This is a genomic window from Vibrio sp. CAU 1672 (assembly GCF_029223195.1).
Taxonomy (GTDB): domain Bacteria; phylum Pseudomonadota; class Gammaproteobacteria; order Enterobacterales; family Vibrionaceae; genus Vibrio.
In genome coordinates, this window is sequence record NZ_JARHUF010000004.1 from 50,278 (window position 1) to 65,814 (window position 15,537).

The window sequence follows — 15,537 nt, forward strand, 5'->3', positions numbered from 1 at the left end:
AGTACGCTTGGCGACTCAAGAAGTTTAAGGGGCTTAGTAGGATGAATCGTCGCAGAAAGAAAAAGCAGCAAGTCGACTATATTGAGTTGATCAAAGCCAAACTCGCTGCTTTCGATTGGAAGCAGCCACGGGTAAAGATTGACTGGCGCCGCAAACTTGAACCTGCTGTTCAGCACTGGCAACGGTTGCCGAAGTTTCATCAGCGTGCGTTGATGATCTTGGTGCCGGTGCTCACGATCCTGCTGCTCATTCCAGCCAGGACACCGGAGTCAACACGGGGAGAATCTCCGTCCGCTCAAGAGACACAACGCGTTGCGGTTCAGCTTGATGCGACCAGCCTGAGTGAGCAATCATCGGCGCAAGTGGCAGTGCAGAAATCGAATCAATGGCAAGAATATCAGGTTAAGAATGGTGATACGCTGGCACAAGTCTTTCGCAATAATCAGTTGTCGATGGGCGATCTCAATGCCTTAGTTAAAATTGAGGGGCGCGATAAACCGCTCAGTCAGATCCGGCAAGGCCAGCTAATCCGCTTTAAGCTGACCGAGGATGGGCAGTTAGACATGCTCCAGCTGGAAAAAAGTGGTAATTCGGTGATGTTCTTCCGTTTGTCGGATGGCACCTTTGGTCGTAACAAGTAGCCTTCCGTCATGTGTTCGCCGGGGTGCCAGAGCCTGAGCACTCCGTTATTTACCGCGGCAACGTTTGAGCCATGGAGAGTGGCGTAGCGGCAGCAGCGGTAAGATAATCATCAAAATTCCCACCGCAGTCAGCCAGTCCGGAATTTCGTTAAACCATATCAGCCCAAACGCAGTGACAAATATCAGTCCAGAATACTCCGCCATCGCGATCTCACCAGCCGGGGCGCGTTGATAGGCCATCACTGCCAGGCCATTGTAACTCAGAATACACGCCGCACTGACCAAGACCAGCAGCAGCTGTTCCGCCTGTAGCGGTTGCCAATGGTATCCCGCTAACAGAGCTGATATGGGAAGAGAAAGCACGGTGGTCCACCATAATGTTGTGATCACCGGTTGCGAGCCGGGTAACTTGCGTACCAGAATATTAAACAGTGCCAGGGTGGTTGCCGTACCAAGCGCGAACAGACCTGCCCAGTGGAAGTTTTCCGGCCTGAGCACCACCAACACACCAGCAAAACCTAACGCGGTCGCGATAATCTTACTCCCACTCGGTTTCTCTTGCAGTAGCCATGCTGAAAGAGGCAGCATCAGCAGTGGTGCGGCGTAAAACACCGCATTGGCCGTGGCTAACGGCAAATGAGTAATGGCGATCATCATGCAGCCACTACCAATCAGAATCAGGTGAGCCCGCAGCAGTGTGATTCCTTTTTGCTGCAATCTTCGTTGGTGGTGTGGTCGAGAAAGAAATGCAGGCGTCAGGAGCACCAATGTAACCAACTGACGCAGAAACATGTATTGAAACGGCGAAAGGGTCCCATCAATCAGCTTGACCGCCACATCTGATAATGATGCCGCCAGATTGCCGGCAACGAGCAGAAGCAGCGCTAGTTGGTGTGGCTTCATCAAATATTTCAGCGTGGATATCCCTTCCGAAAGAGCGAGGGGAGGAACGCTGCTCCTCGTAGTTAATTTAATATTCTTCACACTCACAAAAAATGATCTATTCTTGTGAATATGAAAGAAAGAGCTTATAAATACCGCATTTACCCAACAAGCGAGCAAGTAAAATTACTTGAGCGCACGTTTGGCTGTGTGCGATTTGTCTATAACTCGATCCTAAAATGGCGCACTGATTCGTTCTATAACGAACAAACTAAAGTGAACTACAATACTGCTTCTAGCCGATTAACTGAGCTTAAAAAAGAGCCTGAGTTTAATTGGCTTAATGAAGTTTCTTGCGTTCCACTTCAACAATCTTTGCGCCACCAACAAACGGGTTTTAAATACTTCTTTGAGGGGAGAGCTAAGTACCCTACCTTTAAAAAGAAGCGCTCTAAACAGTCTGCTGAGTTCACCAAATCCGCTTTTAAGTACCGTGACGGACAGCTATTTATTGCCAAGTCCAAACAACCACTTAATATTCGTTGGAGTCGTGAACTACCAAGCGAACCAACCACAATCACCATTAGCAAAGACAGTGCTGGTCGCTACTTTGTATCTTGTCTTTGTCGTTTCGAGCCAAAACCACTACCGATTAGTAAAAATACAGTCGGCATTGATTTAGGCTTGAAAGACCTTGTTATTACCTCCGATGGGTTTAAATCTGGCAATCCCAACCACACTAAGCGTTACGCTAAGAAATTAGCGAAAGCGCAACGCATCCTTTCCAAGAAAAAGAAAGGCTCTACCAACTTCCATAAAGCCAGAAAGAAAGTTGCACGCATCCAAGCGAAAATCGCTGATTGTCGCCGTGACTTTACCCACAAACTGACCTCGCAATTGATAAAAGAAAACCAATTGATTAGCTGTGAGAGTCTGAGCGTTAAAAACATGATCAAGAATCGCACACTTGCCAAAGCAATCGTAGACGCTAATTGGTCTGAACTTGTACGCCAGTTGGCTTACAAGGCAGACTGGTACGGACGCACACTTATTCAAGTTGATAAGTGGTATCCAAGTTCTAAGCGCTGTCATTGCTGTGGTCACGTTGTTGATTCCTTATCATTACATATCCGTTCTTGGAAATGTCCTGAGTGTAAGACTCAATTAGACCGCGACCAGAACGCAGCTTTAAATATCAAAGTGGTCGGGCAGACCGTGTTAGCCTGTGGAGCGTAAGTAAGACTTAATTGGTCACTCGACCGTTAAGCAATACGCTGTGAAACAGGAATCCCCTAGCGAGTTAGCTAGGAGAGGATGTCAATTAGCCTTCTCGACGCATATCAACGTGGGGGATGCCGTCTTCAAGGTAACTCTCTGAGATAACCCCAAAACCGTGGCTGGCGTAGAAAGCCGTCAGGTGTTGTTGCGCGCCGATATCAATCGTCTGCTTGGGCCAAAAAGTTTGGCACTGCCGGATCGCCTGCTCAAGCAGTTGATGGCCAAGGCCGCCACCCCGCGCACTCTCTCTGGTTACGACCCGGCCAATACTGACGTTGGCGTAAGTGGTGCCGGGAGGCAGTAACCGTGCGCATGCCACCAGCTGATCATCCTGATAGCCGAGTAAATGATATACCCCCGCTAGGGTGTCTTTGCCGTCAAGCTCGGGATAGGGGCAGGTTTGTTCAACCACAAATACATCGACACGCAAGCGCAGCATATCGTACAGCTGATAAGTGGAGAGTTGAGAAAAAGGCAGTGTTACCCAGTTGATCATCGTGTATGAACCTCTAATTGCTTTGTGCCTGACTTTACGGGCTTTTTGCCGCTCGCTCATTAACAAGGGTTAATTTTCGCTGGTCATTGGGCAAAATCTGGCGATAATGTGCCCTCTTTTCTTTCCTACCTGAGGTTCCTTCCCTGTGAGCAAACAAACTTTTGACCAAGTGGGGCTAAGCCCGGCACTACTTGCCACGCTTGAGTCACTCAATTACACCCATATGACACCGATCCAGGCACTGAGTCTGCCGGCGATTTTAAACCAGCGTGACGTGATTGGGCAGGGGAAGACGGGTTCAGGGAAAACTGCCGCGTTTGGCCTTGGGGTGCTGTCTAACTTAAATGTGAAGCGGTTCCGTGTACAGTCTTTAGTGCTATGTCCAACCCGTGAGCTGGCGGATCAGGTCGCCAAAGAGATCCGTACCTTGGGTCGTGGTGTACATAATATTAAAGTGCTGACATTGTGCGGGGGCATGCCAATGGGGCCGCAGATCGGTTCTCTGGAGCATGGCGCCCATATTCTGGTTGGTACTCCGGGGCGTATTTTAGATCATCTGGAAAAAGGGCGGATCAATCTTGCCGAGCTGAATACCCTGGTGCTGGATGAAGCGGACCGGATGTTGGAGATGGGCTTTCAGGATGCTTTGGATGCCATTATTGACGCGGCGCCGAAGCAGCGTCAAACACTGTTGTTCAGTGCCACCTTCCCTGAGAAGATCGAACAAATCGCTCAGCGGATCATGCAGTCGCCAGAGTTAATCAAAGTGGAGTCGACCCACGACACGTCAAGTATTATGCAGTACTTTTACCAGGTAGAAGGTTCTGAGGCGCGTGATGAAGCATTGGCCGATCTGCTGTTAACCCATCAGCCGGAATCCGCCGTGGTGTTCTGTAATACTAAAAAAGAAGTACAGAATGTCGCCGATGAACTGCATCACAAAGGTTTCAGCGTGATAGATATTCACGGCGACCTTGAGCAGCGCGAGCGTGATCAGGCACTGCTGCAGTTTGCCAATAAGAGCGTCTCGATTCTGGTCGCAACCGATGTGGCGGCGCGCGGTCTGGATGTCGATAACCTTGATGCGGTGTTCAACTTTGAACTGTCGCGTGATCCAGAAGTGCACGTGCACCGTATCGGCCGTACTGGCCGTGCTGGCAGTAAAGGGCTGGCATTTAGCTTCTTTGGCGAGAAAGACGGCCTGCGCGTTGCCCGTATTGAAGAATACCTGGAGATGGATGTGGTGCCGGCGACGCTGCCCGCGAAATCTAAGCAACAGCCATACCAGGCGAAAATGGTGACGATTAACATCGATGGTGGTAAGAAACAGAAAGTACGTGCTGGTGATATCCTCGGTTGCCTGACCGGTAAAAACGGTATCTCTGGCGCACAAGTGGGTAAGATCCACCTGTTCCCGATGCGCGCTTATGTGGCGGTAGAAAAGTCAGTGGCAAAGAAAGCGCTGCAGACCATCAGTCACGGCAAGATGAAAGGCCGTCAGTTCCGTGCTCGCATTCTGAAATAATCGGATAACCCCATAAAACCAAAGGCGCTTCGAATGAAGCGCCTTTGGTGTTTTTAGTCTGCGCTGTTTTTCTTCAGGCGCGATTTTATCCGGCTTAAGCTGATGGCCGTGATGCCAAGATATGCCGCAATCTGGCTGTCAGTTATCCGCTGTTGCAAATCCGGGTAATGCTCGCAGAACAGCTGGTAACGTTCTTCCGGGGTATAGAGCAACATAAAGCGCTCTTTGTTTTCTTTGTACATCAGCTGGGTTTCCAGCAGCTTCAGATACAGCGGGTGCCGCTCAGCGCGCCATTGCTGCAGGGCCTCAATCGGTAGACAGAACAACTGGCACGGGGTCAGCGTTTCCAGCAGGTAGGGGGAGGCTTGCTGTTTGATTAACCCTTCAAAGCCAATTATCCAATCATTTTCCCAGTAAAACTCCTTACTGAACGCTTTGCCGTTCTCCGTCAGATAACTGGCGTGGCACAGGCCTTGCTGAATGAAGTAAATATGGCTACAGAAGTCCCCCTGATGATTCAGAATATGCCGTGTCGGCAGTTCCAGCCATTCACCGTGAGCGGCAATCTGTGCTGCCTCGGTTTCGCTGAACCCCTGTGCAGATAAGCGAGAGATAATATTGCTTTGCATCGCAGTGTAAAGTTAATCCATTTGCCCTCATTGTAATCCGTTTTTCCCGCACGTCCACGTCTCTCTTTCCACCGCGTGCTGAAGCATCACCGACATTGAACCCGTTAGTTCAGCCCGCAGTGAACTGAGCTGAGGCAATTTTTATATGAGACCAAACAAAAGCTTCTTAGCAGTTTTTTGAATAAAAAATGAAATTTTAGAATTTCAGGTAATATGACCAGCCCGCCATAATGCCCCTTACAGCGATTTCAAAGGACAATGAGTAAGCACATGGCAGATAGCGTAACCCCATTCCCAGTACAGAAGCCAAAACTGGTGGCGAACAATCCTGTTCCATCGGTGTCTCGCTATGCCAGACAGCCATTACAGCCGGGTGAAGTGGCCTTGGTGGGGGCGGGGCCAGGTGATCCTGAGTTACTGACCATCAAAGCGCTCAACTGCCTGCAGCAGGCGGATGTCGTGCTGTACGACTACCTGGTGTCTGAAGAAATCATGGAGCTGATCCCAAGTCATATCACTTTGGTTTGTGTCGGCAAACGCGCCGGTCACCACAGTGTACCCCAAGACAAAACCAACCAGTTGTTAGTTGATTTCGCCCGGCAGGGCCTGCGTGTAGTGCGGATCAAAGGCGGCGATCCGTTTGTCTTTGGCCGCGGCGGCGAAGAGCTGGAAGTGTTGGCCGAAGCCGGGATCCGTTTTCAGGTAGTGCCGGGGATCACCGCGGCTGCCGGGGCGACCGCCTATGCCGGGATCCCACTGACCCATCGCGATTTTGCTCAGTCTGCGCTGTTTGTTACCGGCCATCTGAAACAAGACAGTGACGCGATGGACTGGTCGACGCTGGCACGCGGCAACCAGACGCTGGTGATCTACATGGGCCTGATGAAGTCCCAGCACATTCAGCAACAACTGATTAAACACGGCCGTTCAGCGACAACGCCGGTTGCGATCATCGAACGTGGTACCCAGGTGCAGCAAAAGGTATTTACCGGCCAGTTGTCTCAATTGGCTGAGCTGGCACAGGATGCCCAGTCACCATCGCTGATCGTCATCGGCGAAGTGGTGCAACTGGCACACAAGCTGGACTGGTTTTCAGCGGCGACTCAGGCCTCAGAGAGTGCCGTTGCCCATTCGCTATAGTCTCAAACGCAAGAGTAAAGGATGAAACAAGCCTGCAAGCTTTACAAGGAAAAACGAACCATGGACCAACAACGTTTAACTCACCTTAAACAGCTCGAAGCGGAGAGTATTCATATTATCCGTGAAGTGGCTGCGGAGTTTGATAACCCTGTGATGATGTACTCGATTGGCAAAGACTCGTCGGTCATGCTGCATCTGGCACGCAAAGCCTTTTACCCGGGTAAGATTCCCTTTCCATTGCTCCATGTTGATACCGACTGGAAGTTCAAAGAGATGATCGAGTTCCGCGATCGTACGGCGGAGAAATACGGTTTTGAACTGCTGGTACACAAAAACCCGGAAGGGTTGGCGATGGGATGCAGCCCGTTTGTGCATGGTTCATCCAAGCATACCGATATTATGAAAACCCAGGGCCTCAAACAGGCACTGAACAAGTATGGTTTCGATGCGGCCTTTGGCGGCGCACGTCGCGATGAAGAGAAGTCACGGGCTAAAGAGCGGGTGTACTCATTCCGCGATAAGAACCACACCTGGGACCCGAAAAACCAGCGTCCGGAACTGTGGAAAACCTATAACGGTCAGGTGAACAAAGGCGAGAGCATCCGCGTCTTCCCGCTGTCTAACTGGACCGAACTGGATATCTGGCAGTACATCTACCTGGAGAACATTGAGATCGTACCGTTGTATCTGGCCGACAAACGTCCGGTAGTGGAACGCGATGGCATGTTGATCATGGTTGATGATGATCGTATGCAGCTGGAGCCGGGTGAGAAGATCGAACACAAGAGCGTGCGTTTTCGTACCCTGGGCTGTTACCCGCTGACAGGGGCGATCGAATCTGAGGCCAATACGCTGACCGGGATTATTGAAGAAATGCTGGTGGCGACGTCAAGTGAGCGACAGGGGCGGGCGATCGATCACGATCAGTCCGGATCGATGGAGCTGAAAAAACGTCAAGGTTACTTCTAACAAGGATCTAAGGAAAGAAAATGAATAGCGCAGTTGAAGCTCAGTTAGCCGAGCTTGGTATCGAAGGATACCTAAAACAACACCAGTACAAGTCACTCCTCAGATTCCTGACCTGTGGCTCGGTAGATGATGGCAAGAGTACCTTAATTGGTCGTTTGCTGCATGACTCCAAACAGATTTACGAAGATCAGCTTGCCGCAGTACATAACGACAGCCAGCGTGTCGGTACCACCGGTGAACGCCCCGATCTGGCCTTGCTGGTCGACGGCCTGCAGGCGGAGCGTGAGCAGGGCATTACCATTGATGTGGCCTACCGTTATTTCTCGACCCAAAAGCGTAAGTTCATCATCGCGGATACACCGGGGCATGAGCAGTACACCCGTAACATGGCGACCGGAGCGTCGACGTGTGACTTAGCGGTGATCCTGATTGATGCACGTAAAGGGGTATTGGATCAAACCCGTCGCCACTCGTTTATTTCCAATCTGCTCGGTTTGAAGCATTTTGTGGTGGCGGTGAATAAGATGGACCTGGTGGATTACTCACAGGCTCGTTTTGAGCAGATCCGTGAAGAATACCTGACGTTTTCAGAAAAACTCAGTGGCGATATCGACATCCAGATCATCCCGATCTCCGCCCTGGAAGGCGATAACGTGGTGGATAAGAGCCAGAATCTGGCCTGGTTTGACGGCCCGTCACTGCTGGAGTTGCTGGAAACGGTCGATGTAGATCAAGAGAAAGGCGCGGGTGAGTTCCGCTTCCCGGTGCAATACGTTAACCGCCCGAATCTCGATTTCCGTGGTTTTGCCGGCACCGTGTCATCCGGCTCGATCAAGGTTGGGGATCGCGTTAAGGCGTTACCTTCCGGTAAAAGCTCGACGGTTGAGCGCATCGTCACTTTTGACGGTGATCTGCAACAAGCGCAGGCCGGCCTGGCGGTGACGCTGACCCTGGCCGATGAAATCGACATCAGTCGTGGCGATTTGATTGTGTTAGACAGTGCGCCAGTGGCGTCCAGTAACCACCTGCTGGCCGATGTGGTCTGGATGACCGAGCAGCCGCTGCAACCGGGGCGTGACTATGACATTAAGATTGCTGGCAAGAAAACGCTGGGCCGTGTCGAGGCCATCCGTCATCAATACGACATCAACAGCCTCGAAACCCACAGTGCCGGCGAGCTGCCACTGAACGGAATTGGCCGGTGTGAGTGGTCACTGACCGAGTCGGTCGCGCTGGATAACTATCAGGACTGCGCAGATACCGGCGGTTTCATCATCATTGATCGGTTGAGTAACGTGACGGTCGGGGCCGGCCTGGTTCGCGAGAGCTTAACCTCATTGCAGCGTGCCTCGACGGATGTCTCTGCGTTTGAACTTGAGCTTAACGCGTTGGTACGTAAGCACTTCCCGCACTGGGAAGTCAAAGACATCAGCCAGTTACTCAAGCCGTAACGCGGCTGGCCGCATTGGGGCGCGGTGGCGTCTCAATGCAAGGTCTTTCTGGCCTGTCAGCGTACCGGCATCCGGCACACTCAATGGGCTTTCTTTAGCTTTTGGTTTCAGTTTCTGCCTGGCAAGGACAGTGTGCTCCCTTGCACTGGCGGGGTATACACGTCATTCCGGCATTGTGGATGTTGGGTAAGGATCAGGCATAAGTTATGTGGGAACAAGGCTTTGTTTTAGCGATTTTGCTCGGCATTATCACTTGTTTGCTCGTGACGAAAATCAAACCCAGTCATGTGTTTGCCGGGGCAGCGTTTGTCGCTTTTCTGGCGGGGATGGTGGAACTGAACAGCGTGGCGGCCAACTTTACCAACTCTTCATTGCTGACGTTGGTGTTGCTGATCCTCGCCTCCAGCGCGCTGGAAAAAACCCTACTGATCAGCTGGGTGAGCCGCAATATATCCGAAGGGCGTCTGGGCAGTGTGGTGGCCAAGCTGGGATTTTCCACCGCATTGTTGTCTTCTTTTACCAATAATACCGCGGTGGTGGTTTCATTGATCGGGGCGATCAAGCGCAACCGCCAGCACGCACCGTCACGGTTGCTGATCCCGCTCTCTTATGCGGCGATCTTCGGGGGAACGTTAACCCTGATCGGCACTTCCACCAATCTGATCATCAACAGTTTTGTCGAAGATGCTGGTCTGCCCAGCCTGGAGTTTTTTACTCCCAGTGCGATCGGGCTGGCGGTGCTGGTTGGTGGGGTACTGATCCTGATCCCGCTGAGCTACTTATTGCCTAATTATGATGACCTGGGTCAGGAGGAGTTACCTTACTTTCTTGAGTCCCGGGTTGAACCCGGCTCGCCTCTGGTGGGGCGGACAATTGCACACAACAACCTGCGTGCTCTGCGCAAGCTCTTCCTTGCCGAGGTGATCCGCGATGGGGTCAGTGTCCCGTCGGTAGGGCCGGATTTTGTGTTGCAGGCCAAAGACCGCCTGCTGTTCTGCGGTGATGTGGAAAGCGTTGCGACCTTACAGGAAATTCCGGGACTGACCCTGTTTGGCCAGCAGCATTTGAACGGGCAGAACTTTATTGAAGTGGTGGTCAGTTCCTCGGCGACGTTTTGTCACCAGACGCTGAAAGAGAGCCGCTTCCGCGATCGCTTTGATGCGGTCGTGGTGGCCATCCGGCGTGGTCATGAGCGCCTCGAAGGGGGGCTGGGCAACATTGCGTTAGCACCGGGTGACACCCTGGTGCTGGTGCCGGGCAAGCGGTTTGAGACCGAGCGCCGCCTGCACGGTAAAGAGTTTGTCCTGTTCAATGATCTTGACTCCAGCGCCCGTTTGGATGCGCATAAGTCGTCGTTGGTGTTGTTGGGCTTTGCCGCCGTGATCGGGCTTGCCCTGCTGGGCTGGGTGCCGATCATTAAGGGCCTGGCGGTGTATCTGTTTGGCTTGCTCGCCTGTGGCATTGTCCAGCTTGGTGAACTGCGGCGGCGTTTTCCCGTCGATATTGTGGTGATTGTCGGCTCGGCCCTGTCGATCGCCCAACTGATGATCTCTTCCGGGTTATCCCAGCAGATGGGGCAGATGTTCATTGAAGCCTTCAATGGATGGGGCGTGTTTGGCGCTCTGGTCGCAACCTATATCATGACCCTGGTACTGACCGAGCTGGTCACCAACAATGCGGCGGCGGCGTTATCATTTCCGATCGGCTACAGCATGGCCGTGGCTTATGGTGTTGATCCGATGCCGTTTATTATGGCGGTGTTGTTTGGTGCCAGCGCCAGCTTCATCTCGCCGTATGGTTATCAGACCAATTTACTGGTGTACAGCGTCGGCAATTATACCCTGCGCGACTACGTGCGGATTGGAGTGCCGATTTCGATTGTCTATTCGCTGCTGGTCCTGACCCTGATCCCGATTTTTTTCCCGTTTTATCCGCTTTGATTACAAGGAAACGTTATGACTGCTGAGACAGTGCAAAAAGATGAAAATATTGTCTGGCATGAGCATGCTGTCGACAAACACACCCGGGCGCAGCTGAAAAAGCAGCAGCCGGCCGTATTGTGGTTTACCGGCCTGTCCGGGGCCGGTAAATCCACCGTGGCCGGAGCCCTGGAAACCCGTCTGGTACAACTTGGCTACCATACTTATTTGCTGGACGGCGACAACGTTCGTCACGGTTTGTGCAGTGATTTAGGTTTCTCTGAGCAAGACCGGCGCGAGAACATCCGCCGGATCGGAGAGCTGGCTAAACTGATGGCGGATGCCGGACTGATCGTACTGTCGGCCTTTATTTCTCCTCATCGTGCCGAGCGTCAGATGGTGCGCGAGCTGTTGCCGGAGGGTGAGTTTATCGAAGTGTTTGTCAACGCGCCGTTGGCCGTGTGTGAACAGCGCGATCCCAAAGGCTTGTACCGTAAAGCCCGCGCCGGGGAAATTGCCAACTTCACCGGGATTGATTCAGAGTACCAAGCGCCGGAGCGGCCGGAAATCGATTTGCCTGCCGGTGATAAGCGTGTTGATGAGCTGGTGGAGTTGTGCCTAAATGAGCTAACACGCCTTGGTGTGATCTGCGCTTAGCCTGTCCTGCGCGCGTTGAATGTTGGCCCAATGATCCGCTTGGTAAGCATTTGGATCATCGGTGGGTAAAAGGTCATTGAGCTGCTTGGGAAGCTTTTGGATCATAGTTGGCCAAAAGGTTGTGCAACCAGCTCACGGGCTCGTGAAACATCGCCGGAAAAGGTCACGGAACCGCTTAAGGAGCTTTGGGTCACCGGTGACCTAAAGCTCCTTAAGCGTGGTTTACACGCTGTGACTGACGCTGCCGCCACCCTCTGAGTTAACGATAAACTTCTGATTTAACAAGCTAATGAGCTGGTCTTGGTATTGGGGATTGGCTTTATGACCCAGTAGCGTGCACAGTTCGTTGCCGGTGGGAGTGAAGCGGTAATACAGCAAACGAACTCCTTTGCTGTTGGCCTGCAGCGCTAAATTTTTCCCTTGATAGCTGAGATGCAGTGGGGTCTCTACGCCAATCTCACCGGACTCCAGTTCGGTGCTGTGCAGTAAACCAAGCTCGATCAACACCAGCAAGCTTGAGTAAGGTAACTGGAAACTGCCGAGGTTGATATGCTGACTCTGTTCTCTTTTCCCCAGCCGGAACAACCCATTGTGGGCTTTATATCCCAGTAGCAGTTTGCGACTTTGCTCGCCGCCAAAGCTGCAGGCCAGTGTTGCAGCGCGTTGTAAAATCTGCGCTTCCTTGGGCGTCATGTCCCGCAAAATTTTCAGTGATTTGACCGAGGTTGAACCCGGGTTGGTTACTTCACGCTTGAGTACCTGGGCCCACAGTTTCTGCATCGACGGGTTGTGGATGTCCTGTGCCATATCAAAAAAACGGTGTAGCCAGTCCTGGTCGGGCTCGCCGGCGGTCTCATCCCGGCAACTGCCGTGAGCCAGCTTGAGGACTTTTTCCAGGTTTTTTTGTCTGAGCTCCTGGTAGCGCTGCGCACGCAGCTGGGCCCTTTCCAATGCAGGTTTGGCAGGCGGCTCGGATTGCAGCAGAGCATCGACGCCGTGGCTTTGCGCGATGGCCAGAATACGGGTGGCACTGTCTTTGATATAGCTCGACTTCTTGTCTTGCGTATCTTTACCGGCATGGGGTTGATGTTCGATAACGACGGGTTGTTTAGTTGATTCAGCCATACTTCTTCCTACCAAGAGCAAGCGTGATGGAGAAAAGTGCCATCACCGCATCCAATGTACACCGGAACGCAGCGCTCAGCCAGTGAAGCTGGTCGGCATTTTTACAAAATTGGGCTACTCAAGATGATAATAAATTGTTAAGGTTGTTATCGTTATTTAGGAGGGCTTATGAAGTATTCCGGAGAGAATAAAGCGAAAAAGCACTTGTCGATAGCGCTTCTTTTGGTGTTGTATGTCGCGGTATTAGTCTACTTATCCCAGTATATTCATTGAGCCGCTACAAAGGGCGCCAATCGACGCCCGGTGCTTATGGTAAGGTTAGGGACTACTGGTCGTCGTAGGCCTCAATCGCCGTACCCTCGATAATGTATGCAGTTTCGGCCAGTTCATGGTTCATTACTTCGGTCTTTAACGTACCGACCACATAAATCACATCCCACAGCTCTTGTACTGGCGCGCCAGCCGGAAACTTGACATAGATAATTTGGTTTGGCGGCGGCGGCGGGACGTGAATACACGCGCCAAAGTAAGGCACCAATAAAAATTCGGTGATCATGTTGGCATCGCCTTCCAGAGGGATCACGAATCCCGGAATTTTCACCTCACTGCCATTCAACTCCGGGCGAACGTTGCCCATTTTCGATTGCTGCACCGCCTCACCCGAATGATCCATGGCCGGCATACCGACACTGTCAAACAGGTTACGCTCAGACTCCGGGACCAAGTCGATCCAATCCAGTTTCAGCGGCTGGTCGGCCATTGCCGGAGCCGCAGTGAGCCAAAATAGTGCGATAACACTTAAATATCTTTTAATCATCATGTCCTTAAATCCTTATTGTCATTCCGTCACTCAATGATTGCTGGTAAGCGCGGAGCGCCGGAATGAAACCAATTACAATGCCTGCGCACTGCACAAAACCCAGTAACATCCACTCATATGATGAGAGTGTACTTAACGCCAGATGTATCCCGTAGGTTTGTTGTACGATCGGCTGTACCAGTGCCAGTAGGCCATACAGTCCGGCCACGCCACAGAATATGCCAGATGCGGTGAGTAAACTTGCTTCACTGATCAATAGCGAGAACACGTGGCGGGGGCGAGCGCCCATCGCACGCAGGATCGCCATTTCACGCCGTCGTTCTTGTAAGCTGGTGAGCAGGCTGCTGAGCATACCGAGCAGGCCTGCCACAACGACAAAGCCGGAGACGGCCATCAGCGCTTGTTCTGCAACCGACATCATGCCCCACAGTTCGTGCAGGGCTACTCCGGGCATAATCGCACTCAGAGGCTCCCGTGGATAGGTATTGATTTGTCTTTGCAGGGCAAAAGTCTGGATGCGCGACTTCAGGCCAATTAACATCGCAGTGATCTGTTGTGGCTGAAAGTCTCGGGCATCAAGTTCTTCGGCGCTGGGGGTGGGACCCAGACGCGCACCGCTTTCCCAGCCGACATGGATTGCCTCAATGGCCTCGAGTGAAACGTGAACCGTTTTATCAACCGGCGTTCCGGTGGGCGCAAGAATGCCCACCACTGTGAAGGGCAGGTTGTCGTGGCGGCTGAAGCCGACATCGCTGATACCGTGGGCAATGACAAGCTCACTCCCCATCTGATAGCCAAGTTGCTTGGCGACATCCGAGCCGAGCACCGCCTCAAATAAGCCGTGGAATGGCTTACCCTGAGAGAAGGTTAGTGGTTGCTTACTTCCGTACTGGTAATGTTCGAAGTAGCTGCCGTTGGTTCCCATCACCCGGAACCCTTTGTGCGAGTCCCCCAGTGAAATCGGAATTGCCCAATCCACGGCGCGATGGTTACTGAATTCCTGGTAGCTTTTCCAGTCGATATTGTTGGTTGCATTGCCAATGCGAAATACTGAGTAAAGCAGCAGGTTAACCGAACCAGAACGGCCACCCACAATGAGATCCGTACCGGAGATGGTGTTGGCAAAGCTGTGTTTGGCCTGAGTCCGGATGCGTTCTACCCCGAGTAGCAAGATGACGGAAATCGCCACCGTCATCACGGTGAGCAAGGCGGTTGCTTTACGGTTCATCAGGCTCTTCCATGCCAGTCTGGCAACAGCGCTCATGACAGGCCTCCCGTAGTACTGCACTGGTTAATTTCAGGCAGGTTGATCGTGCGATCGAACAACGACTCGAGGGTCGGGTCATGGCTGACAAACACTAAGGTGGCATTGACCTGGTTGGCTTGTTCCATCAGCAGCTCAATAAAGGCCATTCTGTTGTCATGATCCAGCGCTGAGGTTGGTTCATCAGCAATTACTAACCCTGGGTGGCCCATCAGCGCACGGGCTGCAGCGACTCGTTGTTGCTGACCAATGCTCAGTTCAGAAACCGGTTTGGTGTGCAGTTCTTCGGGCAGATGAAGCCGTGCCAGCAGCCCTGTGGCATGCTCGGTCAGGGCTTGCAACGAGGCACCTGGCGCAACCCGGTTGCGCCTTGCCTGGCTAAACTGGCAGGGCAGCAGGACATTTTCAACCACATTTAAATATGGCAGCAGGTTAAATTGTTGGAAGATATAACCGATGTGCTCAGCACGGAACTTGTCTCTTTGACTCGCGGCTAAGCCCGCCAAATCCGTACCCAATACAGATAAAGATCCAGAGCTGAGGGTATTAATGCCGGTCAGCAGGGCCAGCAGCGTCGATTTGCCGCACCCACTCGGGCCTTTGATAAAGACATGTTCGCCAGTAGCAATATGCAAGTGCGGGATATTAATGGTCGTGCTATCTGAGCCGGGCCAGACAAACCGGGCATCATTAAGCTCCACAACGTTGGAGATGGTATCCGTCATAGTTAATCACCAAAGC

General features: G+C 52.3%; 15 protein-coding genes. 8 read left to right on the forward strand and 7 right to left on the reverse strand.

All coding sequences use genetic code 11. The annotated features are described in order from the left end of the window. Positions 1 to 41 precede the first annotated feature (41 nt). Complete coding sequence (locus P2G85_RS05615; protein ID WP_275863119.1) at positions 42 to 641, forward strand: LysM-like peptidoglycan-binding domain-containing protein; 600 nt, start codon at positions 42 to 44, stop codon at positions 639 to 641. Positions 642 to 686: 45 nt separating this feature from the next. Here P2G85_RS05615 and P2G85_RS05620 read toward each other — a convergent pair whose 3' ends face one another. Further along, positions 687 to 1,544 (reverse strand): DMT family transporter, encoded by an 858-nt coding sequence (locus tag P2G85_RS05620; protein WP_275863120.1) that lies wholly within the window; start codon positions 1,542 to 1,544, stop codon positions 687 to 689. A gap of 111 nt (positions 1,545 to 1,655) precedes the next feature. On the opposite strand from P2G85_RS05620, the gene P2G85_RS05625 reads away from it, so the two are divergent. Further along, positions 1,656 to 2,759 carry an RNA-guided endonuclease TnpB family protein gene (locus tag P2G85_RS05625; RefSeq protein WP_275863279.1) on the forward strand — a complete coding sequence of 368 codons (1,104 nt, stop codon included), beginning with the start codon at positions 1,656 to 1,658 and terminating at the stop codon, positions 2,757 to 2,759. An 85-nt stretch (positions 2,760 to 2,844) separates the two neighbouring features. On the opposite strand, the gene P2G85_RS05630 is transcribed toward P2G85_RS05625, so the two are convergent. Beyond that, complete coding sequence (locus P2G85_RS05630; protein ID WP_275863121.1) at positions 2,845 to 3,297, reverse strand: GNAT family N-acetyltransferase; 453 nt, start codon at positions 3,295 to 3,297, stop codon at positions 2,845 to 2,847. Positions 3,298 to 3,442: 145 nt separating this feature from the next. Between P2G85_RS05630 and dbpA the strand changes: the two genes are divergently transcribed. After that, on the forward strand, positions 3,443 to 4,822 hold the full coding sequence (dbpA, locus tag P2G85_RS05635) for an ATP-dependent RNA helicase DbpA (RefSeq protein WP_275863122.1): 1,380 nt from the start codon (positions 3,443 to 3,445) through the stop codon (positions 4,820 to 4,822). Positions 4,823 to 4,875: 53 nt separating this feature from the next. On the opposite strand, the gene P2G85_RS05640 is transcribed toward dbpA, so the two are convergent. Further along, the gene (locus P2G85_RS05640; protein WP_275863123.1) at positions 4,876 to 5,451 is read right to left on the reverse strand and encodes a Crp/Fnr family transcriptional regulator; all 576 of its coding nucleotides are present in this window, start codon (positions 5,449 to 5,451) and stop codon (positions 4,876 to 4,878) included. A 270-nt stretch (positions 5,452 to 5,721) separates the two neighbouring features. Between P2G85_RS05640 and cobA the strand changes: the two genes are divergently transcribed. From cobA to cysC, 5 genes are all read left to right on the forward strand, one after another. After that, positions 5,722 to 6,591, forward strand: coding sequence for a uroporphyrinogen-III C-methyltransferase (gene cobA, locus P2G85_RS05645; RefSeq protein WP_275863124.1), 870 nt, complete (start codon positions 5,722 to 5,724; stop codon positions 6,589 to 6,591). A gap of 60 nt (positions 6,592 to 6,651) precedes the next feature. Continuing rightward, on the forward strand, positions 6,652 to 7,560 hold the full coding sequence (cysD, locus tag P2G85_RS05650; protein ID WP_275863125.1) for a sulfate adenylyltransferase subunit CysD: 909 nt from the start codon (positions 6,652 to 6,654) through the stop codon (positions 7,558 to 7,560). Positions 7,561 to 7,580: 20 nt separating this feature from the next. After that, positions 7,581 to 9,011 (forward strand): sulfate adenylyltransferase subunit CysN, encoded by a 1,431-nt coding sequence (gene cysN / locus P2G85_RS05655; RefSeq protein WP_275863126.1) that lies wholly within the window; start codon positions 7,581 to 7,583, stop codon positions 9,009 to 9,011. A gap of 206 nt (positions 9,012 to 9,217) precedes the next feature. Continuing rightward, entirely contained in the window at positions 9,218 to 10,951 is a 1,734-nt protein-coding gene (locus tag P2G85_RS05660) for an SLC13 family permease (protein ID WP_275863127.1), read from the forward strand. A 15-nt stretch (positions 10,952 to 10,966) separates the two neighbouring features. Beyond that, a complete protein-coding gene (cysC, locus tag P2G85_RS05665; RefSeq protein WP_275863128.1) occupies positions 10,967 to 11,587 on the forward strand; it encodes an adenylyl-sulfate kinase in 621 nt (206 codons plus the stop codon). A 222-nt stretch (positions 11,588 to 11,809) separates the two neighbouring features. Here the strand turns inward: cysC and P2G85_RS05670 are convergent, their stop codons facing one another. From P2G85_RS05670 to P2G85_RS05685, 4 genes are all read right to left on the reverse strand, one after another. After that, positions 11,810 to 12,712 (reverse strand): TIGR03899 family protein, encoded by a 903-nt coding sequence (locus tag P2G85_RS05670; RefSeq protein ID WP_275863129.1) that lies wholly within the window; start codon positions 12,710 to 12,712, stop codon positions 11,810 to 11,812. 325 nt (positions 12,713 to 13,037) lie between these two features. Further along, positions 13,038 to 13,529 (reverse strand): DUF3299 domain-containing protein, encoded by a 492-nt coding sequence (locus P2G85_RS05675; protein ID WP_275863280.1) that lies wholly within the window; start codon positions 13,527 to 13,529, stop codon positions 13,038 to 13,040. A 7-nt stretch (positions 13,530 to 13,536) separates the two neighbouring features. After that, positions 13,537 to 14,796: an ABC transporter permease gene (locus P2G85_RS05680; RefSeq protein ID WP_275863130.1), complete on the reverse strand. Its 1,260-nt coding sequence runs from the start codon at positions 14,794 to 14,796 to the stop codon at positions 13,537 to 13,539. Further along, positions 14,793 to 15,521 carry an ABC transporter ATP-binding protein gene (locus P2G85_RS05685; protein ID WP_275863131.1) on the reverse strand — a complete coding sequence of 243 codons (729 nt, stop codon included), beginning with the start codon at positions 15,519 to 15,521 and terminating at the stop codon, positions 14,793 to 14,795. Before P2G85_RS05685 ends, P2G85_RS05680 begins: the two co-directional genes overlap by 4 nt. Between the last annotated feature and the right edge of the window lie 16 nt (positions 15,522 to 15,537).